32 protein-coding genes are annotated in these 25,747 nt (G+C 68.7%); 17 read left to right on the top strand and 15 right to left on the bottom strand.

Going from position 1 to position 25,747, the window contains the following annotated elements:
• Positions 1-41: 41 nt before the first annotated feature.
• Entirely contained in the window at positions 42-452 is a 411-nt protein-coding gene (locus ACFORO_RS00265; RefSeq protein WP_354735936.1) for a VOC family protein, read from the bottom strand.
• A 10-nt stretch (positions 453-462) separates the two neighbouring features.
• Positions 463-906 (bottom strand): helix-turn-helix transcriptional regulator, encoded by a 444-nt coding sequence (locus ACFORO_RS00260; protein WP_043831515.1) that lies wholly within the window; start codon positions 904-906, stop codon positions 463-465.
• A 107-nt stretch (positions 907-1,013) separates the two neighbouring features.
• Between ACFORO_RS00260 and ACFORO_RS00255 the strand changes: the two genes are divergently transcribed.
• A complete protein-coding gene (locus ACFORO_RS00255) occupies positions 1,014-1,901 on the top strand; it encodes a hypothetical protein (RefSeq protein WP_377872881.1) in 888 nt (295 codons plus the stop codon).
• A 93-nt stretch (positions 1,902-1,994) separates the two neighbouring features.
• On the opposite strand, the gene ACFORO_RS00250 is transcribed toward ACFORO_RS00255, so the two are convergent.
• Positions 1,995-2,633, bottom strand: coding sequence for a pyridoxine/pyridoxamine 5'-phosphate oxidase (locus tag ACFORO_RS00250; protein WP_377872882.1), 639 nt, complete (start codon positions 2,631-2,633; stop codon positions 1,995-1,997).
• A gap of 1 nt (position 2,634) precedes the next feature.
• Positions 2,635-3,306: a hypothetical protein gene (locus ACFORO_RS00245; protein ID WP_377872883.1), complete on the bottom strand. Its 672-nt coding sequence runs from the start codon at positions 3,304-3,306 to the stop codon at positions 2,635-2,637.
• A gap of 94 nt (positions 3,307-3,400) precedes the next feature.
• On the opposite strand from ACFORO_RS00245, the gene ACFORO_RS00240 reads away from it, so the two are divergent.
• Together ACFORO_RS00240 and ACFORO_RS00235 are read left to right on the top strand one after the other, a co-directional pair.
• Positions 3,401-3,928, top strand: a complete 528-nt coding sequence (locus ACFORO_RS00240) for a DUF2020 domain-containing protein (RefSeq protein WP_354735944.1) — start codon at positions 3,401-3,403, stop codon at positions 3,926-3,928.
• 139 nt (positions 3,929-4,067) lie between these two features.
• On the top strand, positions 4,068-4,520 hold the full coding sequence (locus ACFORO_RS00235; RefSeq protein ID WP_354735946.1) for a DUF6918 family protein: 453 nt from the start codon (positions 4,068-4,070) through the stop codon (positions 4,518-4,520).
• A gap of 64 nt (positions 4,521-4,584) precedes the next feature.
• Here the strand turns inward: ACFORO_RS00235 and ACFORO_RS00230 are convergent, their stop codons facing one another.
• Positions 4,585-5,217: a hypothetical protein gene (locus tag ACFORO_RS00230; RefSeq protein ID WP_377872884.1), complete on the bottom strand. Its 633-nt coding sequence runs from the start codon at positions 5,215-5,217 to the stop codon at positions 4,585-4,587.
• Between the two features lie 206 nt (positions 5,218-5,423).
• Between ACFORO_RS00230 and ACFORO_RS00225 the strand changes: the two genes are divergently transcribed.
• Positions 5,424-5,948, top strand: a complete 525-nt coding sequence (locus ACFORO_RS00225; protein WP_354735950.1) for a peptidylprolyl isomerase — start codon at positions 5,424-5,426, stop codon at positions 5,946-5,948.
• Between the two features lie 43 nt (positions 5,949-5,991).
• The gene (locus ACFORO_RS00220) at positions 5,992-6,966 is read left to right on the top strand and encodes a rhomboid family intramembrane serine protease (RefSeq protein WP_377872885.1); all 975 of its coding nucleotides are present in this window, start codon (positions 5,992-5,994) and stop codon (positions 6,964-6,966) included.
• On the opposite strand, the gene ACFORO_RS00215 is transcribed toward ACFORO_RS00220, so the two are convergent.
• The 3 genes from ACFORO_RS00215 to ACFORO_RS00205 form a co-directional block, all read right to left on the bottom strand.
• Positions 6,940-7,368, bottom strand: a complete 429-nt coding sequence (locus tag ACFORO_RS00215) for a PH domain-containing protein (protein ID WP_354735954.1) — start codon at positions 7,366-7,368, stop codon at positions 6,940-6,942. The genes ACFORO_RS00220 and ACFORO_RS00215 overlap by 27 nt on opposite strands.
• A gap of 85 nt (positions 7,369-7,453) precedes the next feature.
• Positions 7,454-7,720, bottom strand: coding sequence for a cell division protein CrgA (gene crgA, locus ACFORO_RS00210; RefSeq protein ID WP_354735956.1), 267 nt, complete (start codon positions 7,718-7,720; stop codon positions 7,454-7,456).
• 355 nt (positions 7,721-8,075) lie between these two features.
• Positions 8,076-8,372: a hypothetical protein gene (locus tag ACFORO_RS00205; protein ID WP_377872886.1), complete on the bottom strand. Its 297-nt coding sequence runs from the start codon at positions 8,370-8,372 to the stop codon at positions 8,076-8,078.
• Between ACFORO_RS00205 and ACFORO_RS00200 the strand changes: the two genes are divergently transcribed.
• From ACFORO_RS00200 to ACFORO_RS00190, 3 genes are read left to right on the top strand one after another with little or no spacing between them, the layout of a single operon-like run.
• Positions 8,373-9,329: a class E sortase gene (locus tag ACFORO_RS00200; protein ID WP_354735958.1), complete on the top strand. Its 957-nt coding sequence runs from the start codon at positions 8,373-8,375 to the stop codon at positions 9,327-9,329.
• A complete protein-coding gene (locus ACFORO_RS00195; RefSeq protein ID WP_009085537.1) occupies positions 9,329-9,487 on the top strand; it encodes a hypothetical protein in 159 nt (52 codons plus the stop codon). Before ACFORO_RS00200 ends, ACFORO_RS00195 begins: the two co-directional genes overlap by 1 nt.
• A complete protein-coding gene (locus ACFORO_RS00190; RefSeq protein ID WP_377872887.1) occupies positions 9,457-10,452 on the top strand; it encodes an LLM class flavin-dependent oxidoreductase in 996 nt (331 codons plus the stop codon). The genes ACFORO_RS00195 and ACFORO_RS00190 overlap by 31 nt, the downstream gene beginning before the upstream one ends.
• Before the next feature lie 234 nt (positions 10,453-10,686).
• Here ACFORO_RS00190 and ACFORO_RS00185 read toward each other — a convergent pair whose 3' ends face one another.
• The 3 genes from ACFORO_RS00185 to ACFORO_RS00175 form a co-directional block, all read right to left on the bottom strand.
• Positions 10,687-11,073, bottom strand: coding sequence for an SCO5389 family protein (locus tag ACFORO_RS00185; RefSeq protein WP_344282305.1), 387 nt, complete (start codon positions 11,071-11,073; stop codon positions 10,687-10,689).
• A 92-nt stretch (positions 11,074-11,165) separates the two neighbouring features.
• Positions 11,166-11,891, bottom strand: a complete 726-nt coding sequence (locus ACFORO_RS00180) for an ABC transporter permease (RefSeq protein ID WP_377872888.1) — start codon at positions 11,889-11,891, stop codon at positions 11,166-11,168.
• A gap of 13 nt (positions 11,892-11,904) precedes the next feature.
• Positions 11,905-12,612, bottom strand: a complete 708-nt coding sequence (locus tag ACFORO_RS00175) for an ABC transporter ATP-binding protein (protein ID WP_377872889.1) — start codon at positions 12,610-12,612, stop codon at positions 11,905-11,907.
• 167 nt (positions 12,613-12,779) lie between these two features.
• Here ACFORO_RS00175 and ACFORO_RS00170 point away from each other — a divergent pair, with 167 nt between their 5' ends.
• Both ACFORO_RS00170 and ACFORO_RS00165 read left to right on the top strand, forming a co-directional pair.
• Complete coding sequence (locus tag ACFORO_RS00170) at positions 12,780-14,582, top strand: sensor histidine kinase (RefSeq protein ID WP_377872890.1); 1,803 nt, start codon at positions 12,780-12,782, stop codon at positions 14,580-14,582.
• Positions 14,522-15,178: a response regulator gene (locus ACFORO_RS00165; protein ID WP_377872891.1), complete on the top strand. Its 657-nt coding sequence runs from the start codon at positions 14,522-14,524 to the stop codon at positions 15,176-15,178. The genes ACFORO_RS00170 and ACFORO_RS00165 overlap by 61 nt, the downstream gene beginning before the upstream one ends.
• Here the strand turns inward: ACFORO_RS00165 and ACFORO_RS00160 are convergent.
• Positions 15,171-15,764 carry a TetR/AcrR family transcriptional regulator gene (locus ACFORO_RS00160; protein WP_377872892.1) on the bottom strand — a complete coding sequence of 198 codons (594 nt, stop codon included), beginning with the start codon at positions 15,762-15,764 and terminating at the stop codon, positions 15,171-15,173. The two genes, ACFORO_RS00165 and ACFORO_RS00160, sit on opposite strands and share 8 nt — an antisense overlap.
• Before the next feature lie 62 nt (positions 15,765-15,826).
• Between ACFORO_RS00160 and ACFORO_RS00155 the strand changes: the two genes are divergently transcribed.
• Positions 15,827-16,720 (top strand): NADP-dependent oxidoreductase, encoded by an 894-nt coding sequence (locus tag ACFORO_RS00155; protein WP_377872893.1) that lies wholly within the window; start codon positions 15,827-15,829, stop codon positions 16,718-16,720.
• 1 nt (position 16,721) lies between these two features.
• Here the strand turns inward: ACFORO_RS00155 and ACFORO_RS00150 are convergent, their stop codons facing one another.
• Positions 16,722-18,038, bottom strand: a complete 1,317-nt coding sequence (locus ACFORO_RS00150) for an FAD-dependent oxidoreductase (RefSeq protein WP_354736207.1) — start codon at positions 18,036-18,038, stop codon at positions 16,722-16,724.
• A gap of 110 nt (positions 18,039-18,148) precedes the next feature.
• On the opposite strand from ACFORO_RS00150, the gene ACFORO_RS00145 reads away from it, so the two are divergent.
• From ACFORO_RS00145 to ACFORO_RS00120, 6 genes are all read left to right on the top strand, one after another.
• Positions 18,149-18,793 carry an aminodeoxychorismate/anthranilate synthase component II gene (locus tag ACFORO_RS00145; RefSeq protein ID WP_377872894.1) on the top strand — a complete coding sequence of 215 codons (645 nt, stop codon included), beginning with the start codon at positions 18,149-18,151 and terminating at the stop codon, positions 18,791-18,793.
• Between the two features lie 14 nt (positions 18,794-18,807).
• Positions 18,808-19,611, top strand: a complete 804-nt coding sequence (locus ACFORO_RS00140) for an ATP-binding cassette domain-containing protein (protein WP_354736209.1) — start codon at positions 18,808-18,810, stop codon at positions 19,609-19,611.
• On the top strand, positions 19,599-20,243 hold the full coding sequence (locus ACFORO_RS00135) for a hypothetical protein (RefSeq protein ID WP_377872895.1): 645 nt from the start codon (positions 19,599-19,601) through the stop codon (positions 20,241-20,243). Before ACFORO_RS00140 ends, ACFORO_RS00135 begins: the two co-directional genes overlap by 13 nt.
• Before the next feature lie 16 nt (positions 20,244-20,259).
• Positions 20,260-20,619 (top strand): effector-associated constant component EACC1, encoded by a 360-nt coding sequence (locus ACFORO_RS00130; protein ID WP_377872896.1) that lies wholly within the window; start codon positions 20,260-20,262, stop codon positions 20,617-20,619.
• 5 nt (positions 20,620-20,624) lie between these two features.
• Positions 20,625-22,034 (top strand): caspase, EACC1-associated type, encoded by a 1,410-nt coding sequence (locus ACFORO_RS00125; RefSeq protein ID WP_377872897.1) that lies wholly within the window; start codon positions 20,625-20,627, stop codon positions 22,032-22,034.
• 100 nt (positions 22,035-22,134) lie between these two features.
• The gene (locus ACFORO_RS00120; RefSeq protein ID WP_377872898.1) at positions 22,135-22,464 is read left to right on the top strand and encodes an effector-associated constant component EACC1; all 330 of its coding nucleotides are present in this window, start codon (positions 22,135-22,137) and stop codon (positions 22,462-22,464) included.
• 62 nt (positions 22,465-22,526) lie between these two features.
• Here ACFORO_RS00120 and pknB read toward each other — a convergent pair whose 3' ends face one another.
• Together pknB and ACFORO_RS00110 are read right to left on the bottom strand one after the other, a co-directional pair.
• Complete coding sequence (pknB, locus tag ACFORO_RS00115; RefSeq protein WP_377872916.1) at positions 22,527-24,506, bottom strand: Stk1 family PASTA domain-containing Ser/Thr kinase; 1,980 nt, start codon at positions 24,504-24,506, stop codon at positions 22,527-22,529.
• Positions 24,503-25,747 (bottom strand): serine/threonine-protein kinase, encoded by a 1,245-nt coding sequence (locus ACFORO_RS00110; RefSeq protein WP_354735988.1) that lies wholly within the window; start codon positions 25,745-25,747, stop codon positions 24,503-24,505. Before ACFORO_RS00110 ends, pknB begins: the two co-directional genes overlap by 4 nt.

Genomic DNA, 25,747 nt, shown 5'->3' with positions numbered 1-25,747 from the left:
TCTCTCCCTGTTTCTTCCCCAGAGGTCCGGCTCGGACTTCTTCAGCTCGCTTGCTGGATGCGGATCAGGTTCCCGGCCGGGTCGCGGAAGGAGCAGTCGCGGACGCCGTAGGGCTGGTCCGTCGGCTCCTGCACGACCTCGGCGTCGCTGGCCTGCAACCGGTTGAAGGTCGCGTCGACGTCCTTGGTCGCCAGGTTCAGCGCGGCGTAGGTGCCCTTGGCCATCATGTCGGCGATCATCCGGCGTTCGTCGTCGGTGAGGCCGGGGAACGCGGCGACCGGCTGCAGCACGACCGAGGTGTCCGGCTGTCCGGGCGGGCCGACGGTGATCCAGGCCAGGTCCCCGTACTTGACGTTGTTGCGCACCTCGAAGCCGAGGACGTCGCGGTAGAAGGTCAGCGTCGCTTCCGGATCGGTGTGCGGGAGGAAGCTCGCGTGAATGGTCATCTCCATGCCGATCACACTAGGTTCGCGCCGAACGGGGTGCTTCTCGATTCCTGATCGGTCTCGTGACCTGTTTCGCGACGCACGGCGCCATGCCCTCGGTCGCTCCGGTCTCCTCCTGGCGGTAAACGCTTGGCGGCTTCCCGACCAGCTCGGTAAACCGGGTACTGAACGTCCCCAGCGACGAAAAGCCGACCTCGAAACACACCTCGGTGACGCTCAGATCGCCTCGGCGCAGCAACGCCATGGCGCGCTCGATGCGACGGGTCATCAGATACGAATACGGCGACTCTCCGTAAGCGGCGCGGAATTGCCGGCTGAGGTGCCCGGCGGACACGTTGATGCTCCGCGCGAGCGCCTCGACGTCCAGGGGACGCGCGTACTCGCGGTCGATCCGGTCGCGCACCCGGCGCAACCGTGCGAGATCGGCCAATCGCTGCGCGTCGTCCGGTTTGCTGGTCACCCCGAAATCGTGCCACGACGATGGCCGCGGTCCCAGCAATCCGCTCTTTCGGGCTGGTGGCCGATTCGTTCAAGACCCTCGCGCGGCACCCGTGCGACGGTGTCCGGGTGACTGTGAAATGGGAGGCCGTCGCCCCGTTCCTCGCCGGGCACGGCCGGTTGCTGGACCAGCGGCGGTTCGAGCTGCTGGAAGGAAACGGGCGAGCCGAAGAGGTACTCGCGGCGGTCGCGGCCTACCGGAATCCGGACGGCGGCTACGGCTGGGGACTGGAGCCGGATCTGCGCGCGCCGGAAAGCCAGCCGGGCGGCGCGCTGCACGCGTTCGAGATGTTCGGCGACATCGCGCCGGCGACCACGCCGCACGCGGTGCGGTTGTGCGATTGGCTCGAGTCGGTGTCGTTCGCCGACGGCGGGCTGCCGTTCGCGTTCCCGGTCGCCGATCCGACCGCGTGCGCTCCCTTTTGGACCGGAGCCGACCCGACGGCGTTCTCGTTGCAGAGCACCGCGTTCGTCACGTCGGCGGCGTGGCGGGTCGCCGAACACGACGGGGCGGTCGCGGCGCATCCGTGGCTCGCGCGGGCGACCGAGACCTGCCTGCGGGCGATCCGGGACCTCGACGAGATGCCGCACGTCATCGAGTTGAGCTTCGCGATCCACCTGCTGGACGCCGCGTACGACCGGTACCCGGAGGCCGACGAACTCCTGACGAAGCTGGGGAAGTTCCTGCCGGAGAGCGGAATCGTCCCGGTACAGGGCGGCTCCGAGGGCGAGGTGCTGCGTCCGCTGGACTTCAGCCCGGTGCCCGGCCCGTCCCGGCGGCTGTTCGCCCCGGAAGCCGTCGAAGCGGACCTGACGCGGCTGGAACAGGGCCAGCAGCCCGACGGCGGCTGGACGGTCGACTTCGCCAGCTTCTCCCCGATGGCCGCGCTGGAGTGGCGCGGCTACGCCACCGTCGGCGCGATCTCCAAGCTGCGCGCCAACTCCCGGCTCGGCTAAGCGCACCCCAATGTGGCATTGGGTGCATCTGACGCACCGAATGCCACATTGGGTGCATGCGACGCACCCAATGCCACATTGGGGCGGTGCGGCTCAGGGCCAGAGGCGTTCGCGGATCCAGCCAGCGGGTTCGCGGCGGTAGCGGACCCGGATGTGCCGCCGGTCGTGCGAGGCCTGCCAGAACTCGACCGATTCCGGTTGGATCAGGTAGCGCGTCCACGTTTCCGGTGCCGCGTCCGGGTTTTCCGCCACCCACTCCGCGGCTGCCTCGGCCGCTTCGACCAGCTTCGCCGGGTCGGACAGCACCTCCGACTGATGCCCGACGTACGCCTCGGCCCGCGAGGCGGGCGGTCGCGCGAGGAAGTCGTCGGCGGACACCTCGGCCGCGGCCGGGACCACCAGACCGCGCACGCGCACCTGGCGTCCGCGACCAGGCCAGAAGAACGTCAACGCCGCCCGGGGGTTCGCCGTCAGCTGCTGGCCCTTCGGGCTTTCCGAACTGGTCGCGACCGCCCAGCCGTCCTCGTCGACGTTCTTCAGGATGACCACGCGGGCATCCGGCGCGCCGTCGGCGTCCACTGTGGACAGAGTGACCGCGTGCGGGGCCAGCACGTGCTCGCCGGCTTCGGTCAGCCAGGCGAGGAACAGCTCCTCGGGCGTTTCCGGGGTGCGGTCCGGGTCGAAGTCCGGGAGCTGTTCGGGGAACGACTGCCAGCCGCGCAACGAAACCATGTCACCGACCGTACGGCGGTTGCCCCGGCGGCGGGTAATGCGGCGGCTGCGGCCCGGCCGGACCCGCGGCGGGCGGGGGAGCGGTCTGCGGCATCGGCCCCTGCGGAATCTGCCCGGGGAAACCGCCGGGACCCGATTGCGGGGGCTGCTGGTAAGCGGCCTGCTGCGCCTGCCACTGCACCTGCTGGAAAGCCTCGGCGGGCTGCGGGAAACAGAATGTCAGCTTCGCGTTGATCGCGCCGTGCATCGCCGCGCCCCAGAGCTTCCCGCCGGTGAACGCGTACGTCGCGCCCGCGTACGGATCCACCGCGACCATCCGGGTTTCGCCGCCGAACTGGTTGCTCGTCTTCGCGCTTGCCAGCTGCGCGGCGTCCGGATGCACGCGCCCGACGAGCCCGCAGATCACCACGGAAGCGGCGGTCCAGCCGATCGTGCCCTGCACGTTGGCGCGGGCGTGCTGGGTGGCCATGCCGGTGAACTGGTGCAGCGTCGCCGCGTCGACCTCGGGATAAGCACCGGCCACGACGCAGTAGTTCATCGTGGACAACATGATCGACTCGGTGAACAGGCCGACGGCGGCGGTCACCGGTCCGATCTGGACGGTGTTGAGCCTGCCGCCGCTGCGCACCACGCGTTCGGCGACCACCTGCAGGTACTGCTCGGGCGTGAGCACGTCCGCGACCTCCCGGGCTGAGCGGAATCCGCCGTCATCGTCGCACGCGCCGCCTTCGCGCGGACTTCACCGGGCATGGTTGACTGTGCCCGCCATGCGCCGACTTCTCGTTCTCGCCCCAGCCCTGGTCCTGCTCGCCGGCTGCAACCCGTCGAGCCCGGCGAAGGAGACTCCGTCTTCGGCGCCGGCGAGTTCCGCGTCGGCTTCCGCGGGGCTGCCGCCCGATCCGCAGCCCGCGCGCACCGCGGAGTGCCCGTACCTGTCGAACGAGACGGTGCAGGACGCGAACGGACAGCACGTCACCAAGGTGAGCGTGTCCGACGACGAGCCGCATCCGACGTGCTTCTTCTACCGCCCGGACGGCAGCCTTCAGCTGTCCGTGCGCGTGTACGTGGGCAAGAGCGACGTCGCGACCGCGCTGGTCAACAAGGCCGCGCCGGTCGACACGTCGAACCCGGCCTCGGATCCGGCGGGGTGGAAGGGCGGCTACCAGCCGGCCGGCGACGGGGTGGTCTACGCCGTCGCGAAGGGCGAGGCCGCCGTCATCGTGACGAGCAATCAGAAGCAGAGCATCAAAGCACGCACAGTGGCGAAAAAGGCTATCGCTGCCCTGAAGCTCTGAGTAACGGGCTCCGCACGGGTGAGTGAAGTTGATCTTGTATTACTCTAAGCAGCACGCGCAGTCCCCCCAACACTCGCGCGGCGGGTGCCCGTCCGGCACCGAATACTTGGTTACCCCTTTTGACGACAAGGACAGATTCGTGGCTGACACCCTCAAGGAAATCCTGCTCGACTCGAGCCGTCGCCCCAGTGTGGTCACCGACCTCGGAGAGCTCGTGGACGCCGAGGTCTCCGACAAGGGCGGGGTCTCGGGCGCGGTCGTGAAGACCGGCTTCGCCGCCGTCAAGAAGATCAAGCCGGGCATCATCCCGTCCGCGGTCGACAGCCTGCTGGACGACTTCGCCGGTGCCCTCGAGCCGTTCTACGGCGACTACCGCGCGCAGGGCGGCAACGACTTCGGCGCGTACCTGACCGGCCGCTCGGACGAGGCTTCGGACGCGCTGCTCGGGGTTACCGACAGCCGTGCGGACCGCAGCAGCCGCGACAGCATCAAGAAGGTCTACTCGAAGCTGCGCCCGAACGGCAAGAAGAACGTCGCGGAGGCGCTGCCGCGGCTCGGCCAGCTGATCGACAAGCACGCCGCCACGGTCTGAACCGACTGAGCGACAACACGAAAAAGGGCCCCGGGACGCACTTCCCGGGGCCCTTTTCGCGCGTTCAGTTCTTCTTCTCCGCAGCCGACGTGCTCGGCGCCTTGCCGTTCGTCTTCGGCTCGCCCGGCTTGGCGTCCTTCGCGTCCTTGGCTTCCGGAGCCGGCTTCGCGGGCGGAGCGGGCGGGGTGGCCTTCGGCGGCGCCGGGGCGACCGGCGGCTCCTGCTGACGCGACTTCAGCGCGACGGCGGTGCCGACAGCGACCGCGCCGAGACCGAGGATCCACGGCCAGCGGCGACGCTTGCGAGTGCCCTTGGCCGCGCTCTTCGCCTCTTCCAGCGCGACGCGGAACTCCTTCTTCGCCGCCTTGAAGTCCTTCTTGCCGCGGCGCTTGGACTCGCCGGCGGACGAGGCGGCCCTGATCGCGGCCTTCTTGGCCTTGCGGCCCGGCTTCTTCAGCTCGGCGATGCGGGCGAGCGCTTCCTTGCGCGCCGCGGCGGAGCTCTTCTTCAGCTCCTTGCGAGTCAGCTCCGTCTTCTTCGCCAGCTTGCGGCGGGCCCGGCGGCTCCGCTTCCCCAGCTCCTCCGCGCCGGCCTCGGCGGCCTTCGCGCCCGCCTTGCCAGCCTCGACGACCAGCTTCCGCAGGTCCGCCGAGCCGGACTTGGCCGACTCACCGACCGATTCCACGGCCCGGGTCATGGTCTTCACCTCATCAATCGTTGTGAAACAGATCTGTTGCTTGACATCTATCCTGCCCTTTTTCCGCCCGCACCGCTGCGGCTTCCCGTTCGAGGCGGATCGGAAACCTCAAGAAAGTGGTCTCTTCCTGGGCTGATGTCCAGCGCGACGGGCCGGGACCGCCCCCTGAACCCCCCATTTGTGCGAAGGGGTGGCACGATGGCGGCGTGACTGAAAGCGCCCGCAAGGCCACCCTGCACACCAACCAGGGTGACATCCACGTGAACCTGCTGCCCGACCACGCGCCGAAGACCGTGGCGAACTTCGTGGGGCTGGCCACCGGCTCCAAGGAGTACACCCAGCCGAACGCGAAGGGCGGCAACTCCGGTCCGTTCTACGACGGCTCGATCTTCCACCGCGTCATCGACGGCTTCATGATCCAGGGCGGTGACCCGACGGGCACCGGCCGCGGCGGCCCCGGCTACAAGTTCGGCGACGAGTTCCACCCCGAGCTGCAGTTCTCCAAGCCGTACCTGCTGGCCATGGCGAACGCCGGGCCGGGCACCAACGGCTCGCAGTTCTTCATCACCGTCGCGCCGACCTCGCACCTGAACTTCCGGCACACGATCTTCGGCGAGGTCGCGGACCAGGACTCCCGCACCGTCGTCGACGCCATCGCGACCGCCGCGACCGGCCCGGCGGACCGCCCGCTGTCCGACGTGGTCATCGAGAAGATCACCGTCGAAGACTGACGAGCCGCAGGCAGGGACGGGGTTTCGGTAGGTTGGAGTCATCGTGAGCCAACCGCCGAACCCGTCCGCGCCGTCCATGCCCGGTTGCTGGTGGCATCCGAACCGCCAGACCGGACTCAGCTGCGCCCGCTGCGGGCGTCCGGCCTGCCCGGACTGCCTGCGCGAAGCCCCGGTGGGCTTCCAGTGCACCGACTGCGTGCAGACCGGGGCGCAGCAGCAGAAACAACAGCAACGGCAGTACCGCAACGCCGGGATGGGCTCCCGCACGATCGCGGGGGCCCGGCTGTCGAATTCTTACGTCGTCACCGCGACGTTGATCGCGGTGAACGTGGTGATCTTCCTGATCACCGCGATCCAGGCGAAGAGCCTGTTCAACAACGGTTTCGCCCCGCTTGAGCAGATGGGCGTCCTGCAGACCCGGGCCGCGCTGGGCAACGGCGAGTGGTGGCGGATCATCACCTCGGGTTTCCTGCACTACGGGCCCATTCACATCGCCGCGAACGCGTTCTCGCTCTGGATGATGGGCCGGGCGCTGGAGCAGGTCTTCGGCAAGGTTCGATATCTGGCGCTTTATTTCGTGTCCATGCTCGGTGCCTCCACCGCGGTGCTGCTCTTCGAGGACACCCGCCTTGGCACCGCCGGTGCCTCCGGCGCGATCTTCGGCTTGCTCGGCAGTTACGCGGTGATCGTTCTCAAGCTCCGGCTCAACCCCACCGCGCTGCTGATCAACCTGGTGATCAACGCCTACATCACCTTCTCCATCTCCGGCATCTCGCTCTTCGCGCACGCGGGCGGGCTGGTCACCGGGGCATTGGTGACGGCCGCGATGCTCTACGCACCGGCGCGGAACCTGGCCCGCTGGCAGGCGATCGGCACGGCTATCGTCGCGGTCGCGCTCGTCGGGCTGATCGGCTGGCGAGCCACCGAGATCCCGCCGCAGACGTGCCTGTACGTGCAGTACCAGGGCCAGTCCCAGTACGTCTGCGTGTCGTCAGGCTCCGGTGGAGCGAGTACGTAGCTCGGTCAGCACGTCCAGCACGTCGCGAGGATCCTCGCCGAGGTCGGTCTGCCCGAAGATGAACAGCTGATCGCCGTGCTCCAGCTCAAGCGTCACGCCGTCGCGGCCGAGGCGGCGCGTGCTGCGCAGCCGGACCGTCGTGCCGGTCCAGGGGAGCCGGTGCGTGCCGTTGAGCGTGCGAGCGCGCAAACCGTCGTCGTCGGCGGCCAGACGCGGCCGTACGAGCGTCCAATGGACCGCGAACGCGCCGACGGCCAGCGTGGCGAGGCCGGTGAGCACCGCGCCCTTGCCGTCGCCGAAGGTCGCGTCCAGCACGGTTCCGACCAGCAACAGCGTGGTCAGGCCCCACGCCACTACCACGAGGTTTCGGCGCGGAGCCCACGAGGCCGGGTGGTTATCCACAGGGGTTATCCACACTGGGGATGAGTCACACCGGTGTGATTCGGTGTCAATCGGCCGTCCGGAGCAAAGCTGATCCGGCGGATGGTCAGCGCCACCGCATCGTCATCAGCAGGCCGGCGATCATCGCGGCGAATCCGATCGCGAAATTCCAGTTTCCGAGCTGGCTGAGGAACGAAACCTTGTCGCCCGCGATGTAGTTCACGACCAGCCAGATCAGCCCGAGGAGCATGAGGCCGAACATGACGATCTTGTAGAACAGGTTCGACGGTCCCGCGGCCTGGACCTTCACCGGGGTGCGGCGGTCGACAGGCGGGGTGTACGCGGTCTTCTTGCGGACCTTCGACTTCGGCATCGTTTCCTCGCGTGCTCTCGGGCATTCCTGGTGGCGGCATCCTGGACGAGGTCCCGCTGTCGGGGTGCGCAACCAGCGCCACGTGCACACGTTAACGTAAAGGACGGCTCCGCAGCACCGGGCGGGAGCGGTCGGGTTTCTCAGACTGTGACAATAGCGCCACCTGGAGTGCCGAGGAGGGCTCCGGCCGGGCGCGGGAGGAGCTTGCGTGACGCCGCAAGATTGGCCGGGCGAGGACGACCGCCGCCCCGGCACGGGACCTGACCGCCCGGTCCGCCGACAACCCCCGCCGCCGAGAAGGCAGTCCGGGGAGACGCCGCCGCGGCGAAGAGTGGCCGGCGATCCGGGCCGGAGATCACCCGAACAGCGCACGCCGATCGACCGGGGCGGACCGGCCCAGGGCGGCGGCGAAAACCGGCCTGGGCAAGGGCGGGCAGGGGATGGCAAGCCCCGCGAGGGTGACCCCCGCGGCGGTGATTTCGGCGGCCCTCGCGGTGCCGCACCCCGTCGTACCGCCGAGTTCCGCGCCGAGGACAACCCGCGCGGCGAACGACGCCCGGCCGACCCGCGTGCGGGTCGCCCCGAACCCGGGGACCCCAGCCGCCGTCCCCGCAGCGGAGATCCCCGCCGTCAGCCGGAAGAAGGCCGTCAAATGCCTCGCCGGGTAGGCGCTGCGGCCCCGGATCCGTCCCGGCGGCGGATGACCGGCCCGGAGTTCGCCGAGCAGCCGACCGAGGTGTTCTCCGCGGTGGCCGTCGCCGACGAGGACGACAAGAAGAAGGCCAAGAAGACCCCGCCGCCGCTGGGCAAGGGCGGGATCGCGATCCGCACCGCGGGCGAAATCTTCATCACGCTCGGCGTCGTCGTGTTGCTGTTCATGGTGTACGAGGTGTGGGTCACCGACCTGTTCTCGGCGGAGAAGCAGCACACCGCGAGCGACCAGCTCGACGGCGACTGGCAGCAGGACCGCACGCTGCACCCCGAGCTGATCGACGGCAAGGCGTTCGCGCGGATCCACATCCCGTCGTTCGGCGCGGACTTCAACTTCACCATCCAGGAAGGCACCGGCGAGGACTCGCTGGCGGTCGGCCCCGGCCACTACAAGGGCACCGCGCTGCCGGGCGAACCGGGAAACTTCGGCATCGCCGGACACCGCGTCGGCAAGGGCGCGCCGTTCAACGACCTGGACAACCTGAGCTCCTGCGACCAGATCGTCATCGAAACGCACAGCGATTTCTTCATCTACCAGGTGCTGCCCTACGACGACGAGATCAAGGGCTGGAGCAGCGGCAAGGGCGCGCAGCCGGAATGCAAGGGCGTCTCGACGCTGCGCAACTCGAGCATCCCCGGCGGCGGACCGTACGACGAGACGTTCGGCCGCAAGGTCGTCCAGCCGAGCCAGGGCGACGCGGTGAACGCGGTGCCGTACAAGCCGGCTGACGCGTTGCCGAAGGCGCAGCAGGCTTCGCTGCTCACGCTCACCACGTGCCACCCGCAGTTCTCGGCGAAGGAGCGGCTGATCATCACCTCCGTGCTGACCCGCCAGGTGCCGAAGACGCAGGTGCCGGATTACACGACGCTGCTGAAGAAGATCGGAGTCGGTTCCTGATGTACGGCTGGCTCTGGCGGCATCTGCCCGGTCCGTTCGCGGTGAAGTTCGTGATCGCGCTCGTGCTGGTGCTCGGCATCGTGGCGCTGTTGATGTTCGTGGTGTTCCCGTGGCTGGACCCGCTGCTGTGGTTCAACAACGTGTCGGTGAACAACTGAGGTTCGGCGTCTTCCTGGTCTCGGGCCGCTTCCCAGGCCAGGACGACGCCGCCGTCCTGCGGCGTACCGTCCGTGCGGCGGTCGCGGCCGAGGCGGCTGGTTTCGACGACGTGTGGCTGGCCGAGCACCACTTCATGCCTTATGGCGTCTGTCCGTCGGCGATCACGCTCGCCGCGCATGTGCTCGGTCAGACCTCGCGGATCAGCGTCGGCACTGCGGTGAGCGTGCTGTCGACGACGCATCCGGTCGCGTTGGCTGAGCAGTGGTCAATGCTGGACGCAATCTCCGACGGCCGATTGCGGCTGGGTGTTGGCCGGGGTGGGCCTTGGCAGGATCTGGAAGTGTTCGGCACCGGGTTGCCGCGCTATGAAACGGGTTTCGCCGAGTCGCTGGATCTTCTGCTGACTGCCGCTACTGGCCGGGTTTCGGCTTCTGGCGACCACTTCGTCTTCCGGGAGGTTTCGCTGCGCCCTGCTCCGCAACGGTCTCCGCAAGTCGTAGTGGCCTGCGGCGGACCTGATTCTCCCGCTGTCCGGCTGGCTGCTGAACGTGACTTGCCGTTGTTGCTGGGCCTGCACGCGGATGACTTCGAGAAGGCCGCAACTGTCGCTGCTTACGGTGCGCCCGCGGCTCATGTGTCGACCGTGCTGTGCCAGGTCGGCGACGATGCTTCCGCGGTGGTGCGCCGTGCTTTGCCGGGCTGGCTGTCGGATGGCCTAGCCGCCCATGTGCCGGTGGACGACCGCCCCGGCCCGGCGCGGGATCCTTGGGAGTACACGGAAAACCTGTGCGCCATCCAACCGGTCGGTCCGGTCGAGCATTGCGTCGAGACCCTGCGAACGAGCCTCCGGCGCACCGGGGTATCCCACGTGATCATGTTCGTGGAAGCATCCGGCACGCCGGAGGGCACGATGGCGAATATCGCGCGGATCGGTGCCGAGGTGTTGCCCGCGCTACGGGATTAGCCGGGCGACTGGGGTTCGCGCCTTCTAATCTCTAGGTCGCAGGTTCGAGTCCCGCCGGGGGCACCACGGTCTCAACCAGCCTGGGTCGAACGAAATCCGAACGAATTCGGAATCGGCCGGTCACAGCCCCGCCGACAATCTCCACAAGGTCGCAGCGTCAGTGACGTCAGTGGAATGCGGAACCAGCTAAAGAGCGGCCTGGCCAGAGAAATCCCCTGACCAGACCGCACCGACTCAGCAGTCCCGCAGTTCCGGGCTCTGGTTCAGCAACTGCCCCCGAGGCGAGACGAACGCCCGGTACCGATCCCCGTCCGTTTCGCGGAACACCGCTACCCGGTGGCAGTTCTGGAATGCCAGCTTCACCCCGAAATGCCGTTCCAGCCCGCCGCGGATCGCGTCCGAGGCCAGGGCTCGCAGGAGCTGACCGCGGGCGGCCTCGCTCGGCGGCGGGGTTTCGTTGTCCGCGAATCCGTCCGCGGCGGTGTCCGCTTCCGCGATCACTCCGGTGATGACCTCCCACGCGTACGGCAGCGATTCCCGCACACAGGCCACGAACTCGGCGTCGGAGACCTCTCCGCGTTCGGCTTTTTCCAGCAGCGCGGGCGATACGTCCAAGGACAAGACAACCTCCATGGTCAGCGGTACCTCTCAGAGCTACCGGCCCGCCGGACCCGGCCACAAGAGAAAACGAGTTTCATCACCACTTTGGTGGATCACTCCCACCGGAACAGCCGCACGGCGAGCGCCGTTCCGCCCAGCGCGAAGGCGGCCAACGCGACGAACTGCAGCGGCTGCCCGCCGTCGCCGACCCAGGCGTCTTGCAGCGGTTGGGCGCCGGGCGGGAGGTAGCCGCCGATTTTCTGGATCGCTGCCGGCAGCAGTGGTCGTGGCAGGTAGCCGCCGCCGACGAACATGATGGGGAAGAACGCGATCATGGCCAGTCCGCCCGCGGCTTTGCCGGTGCGGGCGAGGGACGCGGCGATCAGGCCCAGTGCGAACACCGAGACCAGGCCTAGCAGCAGGGCCAGCAGAAACAGTCCGGGATGGCGGGGAATCGGCACGTCGAAGCCGATTTTGGCGACGGCGAGCATCAGTGCCACCCCGGCCAGCGCGACGGCGGCGTGGATCAGCACCTGGGCGAGCAGGAGATACGCGGGCGGCACGGGAGTGGTGGCCAGACGGCGGAGAATGCCGTGCTCGCGGTAGGTGGCGACGGCGGCGGGGATGACCTGCAGACCCATCATCGCCAGCGCGATGACGACCAGCGAAGGCACCCACAGGTCGACAAATCGATATCCACCGGTGACTGGGCTCGGTTCTCGCATTCCGGGGATCGAGCCGACGCCCAGCAGGACCGCCGTCGGCAGGAAAACGCCCAGGAGAGCCCAGAGCGGCGTGCGCAGGAACAGTTTTGCTTCGGTGATCAGCAAAGTACGCATCGGGAGAGCTCCTTCAGCCGCGAGTGAGCGCGACGAACGCTTCGTGCAGGGTGGGTTGGCCGGTGATGGCGAGCAGTTCGGCAGGGGTGCCGGTGGCGACGACGCGGCCCTGATCCAGCAGCACCAGGCGGTCGCAGAGCCGTTGTGCCTCGTCCATGAAGTGGGTGACCAGCACGATCGTCACGCCGGAAGCGCGCACGTTCTCGACCAGTTGCCAGGTTTCCTGCCGGGCGTGCGGGTCGAGGCCGGTGGTCAGTTCGTCGAGGATCGCCAACTCGGGGCGGCCGACCAGGGCGAGGGCGATGGACAGCCGTTGCCGGAGGCCGCCGGAGAGCTTGCCGAAGGCGATGTCGCGGTGGGCGTCGAGGCCGAGTTGGGTCAGCAGCAACTCGATGTCGGCCGGGTTCGGGTAGAAGGACGCGAACAGCGAAAGCGCTTCCCGGACCCGCAGTTTCTCCGGAAGGCGCGCATCCTGCAGTTGGGTGCCGACGCGGCGGCGCAGTTCGGCAGTGTCGCGCGCCGGGTCCAGGCCCAGTACGGAAATCGTGCCGGAATCCGGCGAACGCAGGCCCTGCAGGCATTCGACAGTGGTGGTCTTCCCGGCTCCGTTCGTGCCGAGTACGCCGAAGATCTCGCCGCGTTCGACGGAGAACGAGACGCCGTCGACCACGACCCGGCCCGCGTAGGCCTTGCGGAGTTCGGAAACTTCGATGAGTCGCATGCGAACGACGCTAGAAGCGCCCGCGGTCCGGCAGAATGAGCCGGAAACCCTAGTTGAGGTGGGGTTTTGCGGGGGCCGGGGTGGGGCTAGGGCCACCCCGATCCGGGAGCTGCGGCCAGGGTCCGGGACGACCGGAGCGGCGAGACTGGGGTGCGAAAGGGGGTGTCATGACGTCGGTGCGGCGCGCGTGGGCACTCGCCGGTTTCGCGGTGGTGAGCTGGGTCGACGTTTTGCTCGAGCTGATCGCGTTCGCGCTGCTGTGCGTCGGTCTCGTGCTCTTCTTCTCCCCGGTTGTCGAAATCGCGCGGATCCGGTCGCGGCGCACCCGGGAGCTGGTCGCCCGGTGGACCGGGCGGGAGATCCCGAGTCCGTACCGGCCGGAGCCGCCGGAGCCGGAACGCGAGCGCGACGGCTGGTATCGCGACGGCACCCAGCTCTACCGGCGCGCGTGGTGGATCCGCTGGAACCGACGTTTCACGTGGATCATGGAGGATCCGGCGACCGCCCGGGAGTTCGGCTGGCAGCTGCTGAACCCGCTGGTCGCGTTGGGTTTCGCGGTGTTCTCGCTGGTCGCCGGACCGGTCGCGCTGCGCGGCTACGCCCGGTGGACCGGCTACTGGCTTGGTCCGCACGCACCGTGGAAGAAGCGCTGGCTTCGTCGCCGGTCCGAGATGCTCGGGTATCAGCTCGGGCTGTGGGCGATCTCCGTGGCGCAGCTGGGCATGGCGGTCGTCCAGATCGTCGTGCTGATCGGCGCGGTGCGGGTGTTCCCGGCTGTCACGTTGGCCAGCCGCGCGGTCGCCGACACCTTCCGCCGCGAAGCGGAGCGCTGGACCGGGGTGCGGATCGCTCAGCCGTACGTGCCGCCGCCCGCGCTGCCGGTGCCGCGCGGCGACGGGCTGTACCAATTCGGCAAGCAGCTGTACGAGGAACCGTGGTGGCCGATGCTGCGCGCCCGGATCCACTGGGTGCTCCACGACCGCGCGACCTGGCGGGACATGGCGGCGGCCGTAGTGCTGTCGGTCGTGACGCCGGTGCTGTGGGTGCCATCGGCAGCGTTGGTTTTCTGGGGGATGTACGGCCTGGTCGCGCTGTGGATCACTGACCAGTACGGCTGGTTCGAGATGGTCGGGCTGCCCGCGGCGACCAGCACCGGTGGCGCGTTCGCGATGACGCCGGTGGCGTTGGCGGCGGTGTTCGTCGGGCTGCTGCCGACACCGTGGCTCGCCAAGTGCCAGGCAAAAATCGGCCGGTGGCTGCTCGGCCCGACCGAGGCGTCCCGGCTTGCCCAGCGCGTGCGTCGGCTGGACCAGACCCGCGTCGAGGTCAACGTCGCGCAGGCCGCTGAGCTGCGGCGGATCGAACGCGACCTGCACGACGGCATCCAATCCCGGCTCGTCGCGATGGGGATGAAGCTCGGCGCGGTGGAGGCCTTGATCGACCACGATCCGGACAAGGCGAAACAGCTGGCCGCGGAGTTGCGGGAAGCGTCGTCGGAGGCGCTCACCGAGCTGCGGTCGCTGGTGCGGGGCATCCATCCGCCGGTGTTGTCGGAGCGTGGACTGGTCGACGCGGTGCGCGCGGCGGCGTTGGACAGTCCGTTGAAAGTCGAGGTCACGGCCTCGGTGCCGGGCCGGCTCGAACAGCCGGCGGAGGCCTGCGCGTACTTCGCGGTGTGCGAATTGCTTGGCAACGCGGCAAAACACGGCGAGGCCCGGCGCGCGACCGTGGTGCTGGAGTATCTCGACGGGTTGCTGCGCGCGACCGTCACCGACGACGGCAAGGGCGGTGCCGACGCCGCGCGCGGCACGGGTTTGCGCGGGATCGAGCGGAGGCTGTCCGGATTCGCCGGTAGGTTGGCGCTGACCAGCCCGCCGGGCGGCCCGACGGAGGCGATTGTGGAGGTGCCGTGCCAATTCGACCCCGGACCGTCGTCGCCGAAGACCAGTACCTCCTCCGAGACGGCCTGACCCACCTGCTCGCCGCGCACGGTTTCGACGTCGTCGCGGCCGTCGGCTCCGGGCCGGAACTCGCCGCCGCGCTTCGGGAACACCGGCCTGATGTGTCCATTGTGGACGTAAGAATGCCGCCGACCAACACTGACGAGGGCCTGCAGGTCGCCCTCGCCGCTCGGCGGGAGACACCTGGGCTGCCGATTCTCGTGCTGTCGCAACACGTCGAGCAGCTGTACGCGCGCGAACTCCTGGCGGACGGCACCGGTGCGGTCGGCTATCTGTTGAAGGACCGGGTATTCAACGCGGAACAGTTCATCGACGCCGTCCGCCGGGTCGCCGCGGGCGGGACCGCGATGGATCCCGAAGTGATCGCGAAACTGGTGGCGGGCAATGCTTCCGATCCGCTGGCGGCCTTGACGCCACGGGAACGCGAGGTGCTCGGCTTGATGGCGGAAGGCTGTTCGAACGCCGCGATCGCCAGCCGGTTGCACTTCAGCGAAGGCGCGGTCGGCAAACACACCGCGAATATCTTCGCCAAGCTGGGCATTTCCGCTTCGGACGACACGAATCGCCGCGTGCTGGCCGTGCTGAAGTTCCTCGGTTCTAGCTAAGAGGTACTCGCACCGCGGGCGGAAGCGGTCCGGCCGCCGGCTGCGCCCGAAAAGACTGGAGCAGCAAAGCCGTGAACCGTCGCACCGCCGCGACTCGGGCGGAAGCCGGTTCCACCCGGATGCCTTCGTTCGCGACCAACGCCAGCACGAGGTCTTCCAGCACGAAATCCGCGCGCAGATCGCCGCTTTTCTTCGCTCGGTGGATGAGTTCGAGCAGCAGTCGCAGCGTCCGGACGCGGTCGGCGGCGAAGTCGAGGCGTCGCGGCAGTTGCGCGACAAATGCGCGGAACCCCTGCTGACGGGCGTGCGCCTCGGTGAGTTTCTCCACCGCCAGGACGAAACCCTGCCACGGGTCAGCCGCGGCGAGGCCCTCCTCGACGATCGACGAGCACAGCGCCAGTTCCTCGGCGAACGTTTCGGCGATCAGCGCGTCTTTGGTCGGAAAATGCCGGTAAACCGTCGCGACGCTGACCTCGGCTTGCCGCGCGATCTCCCGCATCGGCACGCGGTATCCGCGGACGGTGAAGGCCACTCGGGCTGTGGCGAGAATGCGCACGCGGTTGTGCGCGGCGTCGGTCCGTCTCACTTCGGCCGTCACCCCTCTCACTTCCGCCCGAACCGCTGACCTGCCGGAATACCGTCGGACGCATGAAAGCCGTCCAGTTTTCCCAGTATGGCCCGCCCCGCGTCGTGCACGTCGCCGATGTCGCCGAACCGCACGCCGGGCCTGGGGAGATTCGCATTTCCGTGCGCGCGTCCGGCTTTTCCGCGGGCGAGACCGCCATCCGGTCCGGTGCGCGCAAAGGTGCGAGGCTCCCGTTCCGGACGGGGTACGACGCTGCTGGCGTGGTGGACGAAGTGGGCGATGGAGTCACGGGGATAGAGCCCGGCGCGCACGTCTTCGGCATGACGGCGGCGGATCGTCGCGGGGCCAACGCCGAGTACGCCGTTCTCGTTCACTGGGCCGCCAAACCGGCTGCGTGGAGCTGGGCCGAGGCGGGCGGTGCCGCGGGCGCGATCGAAACCGCTACCCGAGTGTTGGATCAGTTGCCGGGCGAAACGCTCCTGGTGCACGGTGCGGCGGGCGGGGTCGGCACGGTCGCGGTCCAGTTGGCAGTGGCGCGCGGTGTCACTGTTATCGGCACCGCGAGCCCGCGCAACCACGATTTCCTGCGCTCACTCGGTGCCGAGCCGACGACCTACGGACCCGGCCTGGTCGACCGGGTCGGCAGCGTCGACGCGGTGTTCGACTGCGCCGGGGGAGCGCTGCCGGACCTGATCGAGATCGCCGGAGACCCAGCGAGGGTCGTGACGATCACCGACGCCACTGCACCCCAGCACGGCGTGCATTTCTCCCACAGCGCGGCGATCCCCGGAGCGGATCCGTTGGCAGTACACGGCCTCGCCACTGCGATAAAGCTTGCCGAGGAAGGGCGCTTAAAGATCCCCGTCGCGGCGACCTTCCCGCTGAGCCAAGCCGCCGCCGCGCACGAGTTGAGCGAGGGCAGGCACGCCCGCGGGAAGATCGTCTACGTGAACTGACTCAGGCGCGCGAAACCCGCACCATCTCGTCCCGTTCCACGACCTTCACCCGCTCGCGGCCCTCGGCCTCGCCGAGCGACTTCTCGTGCGTGTCGAGCTTGCCCCACCCTTCCCAGGTGGTGAACGAAATCCCGCGCGCGGCGAGGAATTCCAGGATCGCGTCCGGCGACGAATGCCGGGGCGCGGCGAGGGTGTCCGCGTCCGCCAGCAGGTTCGCGACGGTCTCGGCCGCGTCGCCCTTCGTGTGCCCGATCAGGCCGACCGGACCGCGCTTGATCCAGCCGGTCACGTACACGCCGGGAACCTGGTTCTCGTCCAGGTCCAGCACCCGGCCGCCCTGGTTCGGGATCACGCCCGCGGTGTGGTCGAACGGGATTTCCGGCAAATGCGACGACAGGTACCCGACCGCGCGGTACACCGCCTGGACGTCCCAGTCGTGGAACTCGCCGGTGCCGACGACCTTGCCGTCGCGGTACTCGGTGCGTTCGGTGCGCAGCCCGACGACCTTGCCGTCCTCGCCGAGCACCTCGGTCGGCGCGTGGAAGAAGTGCAGGTGCAGCCGCCGCGGACGGGTGCCCTCGTCGCGAATCGCCCATTCCTGCAGGGTCTTAACGACCATGTCGGTCTGCTTGGAGGACCGCAGTTCCGCGACGCTCGCCTCGTCGAACTCCATGTCCTCGGGGTGCACGATCACCTCGACGTTCGGCGAATGGTCCAGTTCGCGCAGTTCCAGCGGCGAGAACTTCGCCTGCGCCGGACCGCGGCGGCCGAAGACGTGCACGTCGGTGACCGGGCTGGCCTTCAGGCCCTCGTAGACGTTCGCCGGGATGTCGGTCGGCAGCAGTTCGTCGGCGGTCTTGGCGAGCACGCGCGCCACGTCCAGCGCGACGTTGCCGACGCCGAGCACCGCGACCGACGACGCGTTCAGCGGCCAGGTGCGCGGCACGTCCGGGTGGCCGTCGTACCAGGACACGAAGTCGGCGGCGCCGTGGCTGCCGTCGAGGTCGATGCCGGGGAGGTCGAGCGCGCGGTCGGCCATCGCGCCGGTCGCGAAGATGACCGCGTCGTAGAACTCGCGCAGGTCGTCGAGCTTCAGGTCGGCGCCGTAATCGATGTTGCCGAGCAGCCGGATGTTCGGCCGGTCGAGCACCTTGTGCAGGGCGTTGACGATGCCCTTGATGCGCGGGTGGTCGGGTGCGACGCCGTAGCGGATCAGCCCGAACGGCGCGGGCATGCGCTCGAACAGGTCGATCTCGACGTCCGCGTCGGACTTGTCCAGCAGGTCGGCGGCGTAAATGCCGGCGGGACCGGCGCCCACGACGGCGACACGAAGGATTCGGCTCACCGGTCCACGGTAAGTTAGGTGATCCTAACAATCACTGTGATCTGGCGTACGGTCCAGCAGGTGGGAGCCGCTAAGCTGGCGGCATGCGCGTTCTCGTCGTCGACAACTACGACAGCTTCGTCTACAACCTCGTCCAGTACCTGGCGCAGCTCGGCGCCGACTGCACGGTGTGGCGCAACGACGTCGTCGACCTAGATCGCGTGTCGGAGTTTGACGCGGTGCTCGTCTCGCCGGGCCCGGGGACTCCGGAACGTGCAGGTCAGAGCATTGACGTGATCGCGAAGTGCGCCGAGACGCGCACGCCGATGCTGGGCGTCTGCCTCGGTCACCAAGCCCTGGGCGTGCACTTCGGAGCCACCGTCGACCGGGCGGACGAGCTGCTGCACGGCAAGACCAGCCAGGTGCGGCACACCGGTGCCGGCATCCTCGCCGGGCTGCCGGAGGAGTTCACCGCCACTCGCTATCACTCGCTCACTGTGCTGCCGGAGACCATCGACCCGGCCGTTTTCGAAGTCACCGGGACCACCGAGAGCGGCATCGTGATGGGCATGCGACACCGCGAGCTGCCGCTGGAGGGCGTGCAGTTCCACCCCGAATCCGTGCTCACCGAATGCGGGCACCGGATGCTGGCGAACTGGATGGCCTCGGCCGGACACCCGGTCGCGCCGTCCGTCGTCGACGACCTGGAGCGGGCCACCCGCACCCTGCAGAAGGCCGCGACTGCGTGACCGCCCCGACTCCGCTGATCCGGCTCAGCGGAGTCGGAAAACGTTACGGCAGCGGTGAGCCCGTCCTGACGCACGTCGATTTCGAGGTGCCCGCCGGACGGGTCGTCGGCATCCTCGGCACCAACGGATCGGGCAAATCGACGCTGCTGCGGATCCTGGCCGGGGTGTCGCGCGCGTCGTACGGCGACCTCATCGGAAGCCCGGCGGTCGGCTACCTGCCGGACCGGTTCCCCGGCGGCCAGCGGCTGAGCGCGCGGGCGTACCTGCGGCATCTCGCGCGGATCCGCGGGCTGGCCGACCTGTCCGGCATCGACCCGCTGCTGAAGCGGCTCGCGCTGGTCGGCAGCCCGGACGCGCAGCTGCGGACGCTGTCGAAAGGCAACGCGCAGAAGGTCGGCCTCGCGCAAGCCGTGCTGGTGCGACCGGACCTGCTGATCCTCGACGAACCCTGGTCCGGCCTCGACGTCGGCACCCACGCGGTGCTCGGCGAACTGGTCGCGGAAACCCGGGCGCGAGGCGCGAGCGTCGTGTTCACCGACCACCGGCCGGACGTCGTGCGCGCCCACGCCGACGAGGTGTACCGGCTCGAAGCCGGCCGGCTCGCGCCGCTGGAAACGCATCCGGAGCGCAAGCGGATCACGCTGCTGCCGGTGTCGTCGAGCGTCGACAACTGGTCCGCCGAACCAGGCGTGCACACGGTCGCCGACCAGGCAGGCGGCGTGGTCCTGACGGTCGACGCCGAACACGCCGACGCCGTACTGCTGCGCGCCCTGTCCGGCGGCTGGTCGGTGCGGGAGGTGGCGCCGTGCTCGCAGTGAGCCGCTACTACCTGGCGCTGCTGGGACATTCGCAGCGGTACCTGCCCGCGGGGCTCGCGTACCTCGCGTTGTGCTCGATCCTTTACGCAGACCCGAGTTCGCCGGTGATTCCGCTGTATGGCGTTAGTGGAGCAGGGGTTCTCGTACTTGGCTGCTGGCTCACGATCGCGTTGCTGGACATCGAAGATCCGGTGCAGCGGTTGATCACCCTCAATCACGCCGGGGGCAACCGGAAAACTATTGGCGGCGCGGTGCTTACGGTTTTCGGCTGCACCTTGGTGTGCACGCTGGTGACTGTCGCATGGGCCGCGACGCATCGGAATCAACTGCATTGGCAGATCGTCAGTACTGGACTGGCGACCCATGTGGCGTGCGCTTTGGCCGGTATCGCGATCGGGCTGCCGTGCTCGCGACTGCTGGTGTCGCGGATCGGATGGACGGTGCTCGCCGCGGTTCTCGTGCTTGGCGTGGTGCTGCTGGGAAAGTGGGTCCCGCTGGTGCATCCGCTGCTGGAAGCGCTGATGAGCGGCACTCCGTACGGCGGTCCGCTCGGCTTGGCGATCGGCACGTCGGTGGTGTTGCTGGCGGCGAGCATGACGGTGGTGGGCGCGGTTTCGGCCCGACGATCTTGAACAACGGGGAGGTCTCATGGCGTCTGGCACGATCCTGATCACTATCCCGGAAGCGGCGGATGACGAGCTCCGGAAGCTCGCGGCATGGTTTCGCGACGAGGACGACTTGCGCGGCCGGGTCCGGGCCCAAGACGCACCGGCGCGTCCTGGCGAAATGGGCGGCGCGCTGGAGGCGATTACCGTCATCGCCACCAGCGGGACCGCGACCGCGCTTTGCCGCTCGTTATTCGACTGGCTGGCTCGGCGCCGCGAAGCACGCAAAGTTTCGCTCAAGCTGACGATGGGCGAGGACACGCTCGAACTGGAGTGCGGCTCGGGCGACGACTCCGCTCAAGTGCTCGCCGCGGTCCGGAAATTCCTCGACCAGGAGTCCTGATCGGAGTGAGCGCGCTTCCCGACCCGGAGTTGTCTCGAGCGATCCTCATCGGCACGAGCGACTTCGAGTCCGAGCTGTTCGTGAACCTGCCGGCAGTCCACAACAACCTGTCGGACTTGCGTTCCGCGCTCAGCGATCCGCGGACCGGGATTCTCGGCTGGGAACACTGCTATGTCGTCGACAATCCGGATTCGCCGACCAGCCTGGCGAAGCGCTTGCGCCGCTACTCCCGGGAAGCCGAAGACTTCCTCTTCGTCTACTACGCGGGCCACGGGGTCCGGCACGAACTCCGTGACCGGCTTTACCTGACGACGCGGGAGACCGACCCCGAGGAACCGGAGACGACGGCGGTCGCCTTCGACACCCTGCGCGACGCGGTGGAGACGAGTCCGGCTCAGGTCAAGTTGCTCATCCTGGACTGTTGTTACTCCGGAATGGCGATCGGGGCGATGTCCGATTCCCGGCTGGACTCCCGGGAGATCGAGGTTCGCGGAACGACGGTGATCGCTTCCTCGCCGAAGAACCGGGTGTCGCTCTCGCCGCCGGGAGACCGCAATACCGCGTTCACCGCTGAGTTGCTCACCTTGCTCACGAGCCGTTCTCACGCGCGTCCGCTGGACGTCAACAATCTCTACGGCGCGCTCGACGCGGCTCTCGCGCGCCGTGGAATGCCCCGGCCGAAGATGCAGGCGATGGACACCAGCAGCAGTCTTTTGCTGCGCCGGGAACCGTTGCCGGAGAAGCTTTCGCCGGTGGTTGAACCGGATCCTCCGGTCGCTCCGGAACCGAGCAGAACCAGGCTGGACACCGCGGTGATCACGCCCGCGGAACCGGTTGTGCCGATAGCGAAACCGAAACCCCGCAGGCCTAAAGCCGAAAAGGTCCCGAACGCTCCGGCAGCGGCTCAGGACGATCCGCGTCCGGTATCGCCACGTGGCCAACAAGCAGTGTGGCTGTGGCGGTCGGTGCTTGTTGGCCTGCAGTGGATTGTCCTTTACGTCAGCCTTGGCTACACCGTTGGCGGTCTGGCTATCGCGCTGGCCAATGATGTTTCCGCCAGTAGCAGGTTCGGCGCTCTCGCGACGGGGTTGGTGATGGTCGCGGTTGCCGGAGTGACCGGGACTTTTCTGTATCGCCGGCTGCGGCAAGGCCGACGGATCGATTTCGCGGAAGCGTTCCCCTGGCTCGGCGAACACGCGGAAAGAGTGCGCTCGGTGTTCCTGTGGGTGCTGCTCACGTGTTGTGCCGTGACCGCCGCGATGGGAATATTCTCCCCCACTCGAACCCCTGAGCCCGGGTCGACGACTTCCACGCTGGTCGTGAATGTTGCGATGCCGTCAGTTTTCTCCCTGGCCGCGGTCATGTGCGTATCCGCGCTGGTCAAGCAGCATCGCAGACGGAAACACTCGCTGTAGTTCGCAAATTGCATTCAGCAAATGCCGATTTGGGGGTTCCGGGTTCGGTAGCGAGTCGGTTACCCTCGCGCCGTCTGTTCGGCCCGGGAGGGGAGCATCCGTGACGGCAGGGATCGCCGCGATCAGCGTGGACGGCTCCGCGGACGAATTGCGGCAACTGGTTTCCTGGCTCGGCGCCGAGGACGAACTCGCCGGCCGGGTGCGGCTCGCCGGGGCGGGCAGCGACGTCGTCGTGATGGTGAGCAGCCGGTCGGCGGGCACGTTCTGCCGGTCGCTTTTCGGCTGGTTGCGCGGGCAGCGGGACGGGCGGCGGGTGTCGCTCACCGTGAAGCGTTCCGGGGCCGTCGAAGAGCTGGACGTCGACTGCGGCGGCGGGCACGACGTCGACGAGGTGCTCGCCAGCGTGCGGAGTTTCCTCGACCAAGACTGATCGGCCGGCGCGAAAAAGGGCCCGCACGGTGCGCACCGTGCGGGCCCTCCTTTACGAGCGGATCAGGGGTTGTGGATCCCGCCCGGCGGGAAGATGCCGCCGGAGCTCGACGTCGTCGAGCCGCTGCCGTCGTCCGCCTTGATCGTCAGGTTGATCGTCTGGTTCGGGCTGATCTGGGTGCCTGCCGGCGGGTTCTGCTTCACCACGGTGTTCGGCTGGCCGCTTCCGCTGTGCGTCGTCTGCGGCTGGATGCTGCCCGACCAGCCCAGGCTCTGCAGCTGCTGCGTCGCCTGGTCCTGGGTCATCCCGGTCAGGTCCGGCATCTGGATCTGCTTCGGCCCGGACGACACGGTCAGCCGCACCGGGCTGTTCGGGGGCAGGTTGCCGCCGTTCGGCTGCTGGTCGATGACCTGGTCCTTCGGCTTGTCCGAGGCCTGGTCGGTGCGCTGGACCTGGAAACCGGCGTTCTCCAGCGTCTGCTTCGCCGTCGCGTAGTCCTGGCCGACCGTGTTCGGCACCTTCTTCTGGTTGACACCCGCCCCGACGACGATGTCCACCGGCGTGCCCTCGGTGGCCGAGGAGTTCGCGGTCGGGCTCTGCGACACGACCTTGCCGACGTCGCTCGGGTTGTCGACGTTCTTCGACGTCGTGTTGCCCAGCTTCAGCTTGGCCTGCTCGAGCGCCGACTTCGCCTCGTCCGGCGACTTGCCCTGCAGGTCCGGCACCGTCGTGCTGCCCGGCTTCACCCCGATGGTGAGGGTGATCGTGGTCGAGGTCGGCACCGACGCGCCGACCTGCGGGTCGATCGCGATGACCTTGTCGATCTGGTCCTCGGTGCAGCTCTGGCCGCCGGGGTTGTTCGCCTCGGGGCCGCACACCACGTTCTTGGTCGGCCCGAACGACGAGAAGCCCACCTGCTGCAGCTGCGACTTCGCCTGCACCACCGGCTGGTTGACCACCGGCGGGATCTGCGCGTTCTCGCTCTTGGCGCGGAACGATCCGCTCAGCCAGAAGATCAGCAGCACCACGCCCGCCACGAGCAGCGCGGCGATCACCCCGAAGATGATCCGGCGGCGGCGCTTGGCCCGCGGGTCCTCTTCCGGGTCGTCGGCGTACTCGTCGTAGGCCGGCGGCTGGCGGCGGTCGGCGTTCATCACCTGGGTGCGCTCGTCGTCCGACATCACCATCGGGGCCGACGGCCGCTGCCCGGACAGCGTCCGGACCAGGTCCGACCGCATCTCGGCGGCCGACTGGTACCGGTTCGCCGGGCCCTTCGACAGCGCCTTCAGCACGACCGCGTCCAGCTCCGGCGACACCGCCGGGTTCACCGAGGACGGCGGGTGCGGGTCCTCCCGGACGTGCTGGTACGCCACCGCGACCGGGGAATCGCCGGTGAACGGCGGCTCGCCGGTGACCAGTTCGTACAGCACGCAGCCGGCCGCGTAGACGTCCGACCGGGCGTCCACCGACTCGCCCCGCGCCTGCTCCGGCGAGAGGTACTGGGCGGTGCCGATGACGGCCGCGGTCTGCGTCATCGCCGACTGGCCGTCGTGCATGGCGCGCGCGATGCCGAAGTCCATCACCTTGACGGCACCGTTCTTCGTGATCATCACGTTCGCCGGCTTCACGTCGCGGTGCACGATGCCGTGCCGGTGCGAGAAGTCGAGCGCGGCGCAGACGTCGGCCATGACCTCCATCGCGCGCTTCTGCGACAGCGGGCCCTCGGTCTTGACGATGTCGCGAAGCGTCCGGCCCTCGACGTACTCCATGACGATGTACGGCAGCGGCCCGACGTCGGTGCTGGCCTCGCCGGTGTCGTACACGGCGACGATCGCGGGGTGGTTCAGCGCGGCGGCGTTCTGCGCCTCGCGCCGGAATCGCTCCAGGAACTGCGGATCTCGGGCTAGGTCCGCGCGCAGGACCTTGATCGCGACTTCCCGGCCCAGCCGCACGTCGTGCCCGTGGTGGACCTCGGACATACCTCCGTAGCCGAGCGTGTCGCCCAGCTCGTACCGATTGGAGAGCAGTCTGGGTGTCGTCATCGCTTCGTGCCGTTCCATTCCGTCCAAGGTGTGGTCATCATGCCTTGCAGGCCCTGGGCCTCGCTCGTACCGGCCGGGGTGGCTGAGGTCGGTCCGCTCCCGCTGTCCACGCTTCGCGGCGTTCCGCCGTTGCCGGCCGACACCACTCTCGCGATCAGGAACGCCACGGCCACCAGGACCACGACGACGACCACCGCGAGCAGCACCCACCAGCCCCATTGGTTCCGCTTCGGCGGCGGAACCGGCTGTACCGGCGGACCCGGCGGAGCCGAGAGCGGCCGGAACGCCGGATTGGAGCTGGGTCCGATCGGCGCGCCGGCACCCGCCTGCGGCACTGCGGGCGGGACCGGCGGCACTGGTGGTTGCCCCGCCGCGTAGGCGGCGTTCACCAGGCCGAGCGGGGTGGGCAGCGGGCGGCCGGCCCGGATCGCGGCTACCGCGCCGGCGAACTCGCCGCCGCTGGCGTACCGCTGCCGGGGGTCCTTCACGAGCGTCGCCTCGATGACCGCGCGCGCACCCGGCGGGACGTCCGGCGGCAGCGGCGGCGGGACGTCGCGGATGTGCATCATCGCGACCGTCACCGCGTTCTCGGACAGGAACGGCCGGTGCCCGGCGAGGCATTCGTACCCGCACACGGCGAGCGAATAGACGTCGCTGGCCGGTTCCGCGTCCTGGCCGAGCGCCTGCTCCGGCGCGATGTAGTGCGCCGTGCCCATGACCATGCCGGACCGGGTGACCGGGGCCGCGTCGGCGGCCTTGGCCACGCCGAAGTCGGTGATCTTCACCTTGCCCGCGGGGGTGACCAGGATGTTGCCCGGCTTCACGTCGCGGTGCACCAGGCCCTGCTCGTGCGCGGCCTGCAGCGCGGTTCCCGCTTGCTCGAGCAGATCGAGCGTGTAGTCCGCGGTGAGCCGCCCGTGCTTGGCGAGGATGCCCGCCAGCGGATCGCCCTCCACGTACTCCATCACCAGGTACGCGATGGACAGATCCTCGTCGACCGTCTCGCCGTAGTCGTGCACCGCGGCGATCCCGGCGTGGTTGAGCGACGCGGTCATCCGCGCTTCGGTCCGGAACCGGTGCAGGAATTCGGCGTCGCCGGACAGTTCGGCCTTCAGCACCTTGACCGCGACGATCCGGTCGAGCCGGGTGTCGCTCGCCTGCCAGACCTCGCCCATCCCGCCGACGGCGATCCGGTTCGTCAGCTTGTAGCGCTCGGCCAGCAGCTGACCCGAGGACAGCAT

The sequence above is a fragment of the Amycolatopsis halotolerans genome, assembly GCF_042647905.1.
Lineage (GTDB): Bacteria > Actinomycetota > Actinomycetes > Mycobacteriales > Pseudonocardiaceae > Amycolatopsis > Amycolatopsis halotolerans.
This window is presented reverse-complemented; position numbering and strand designations above follow the sequence as displayed.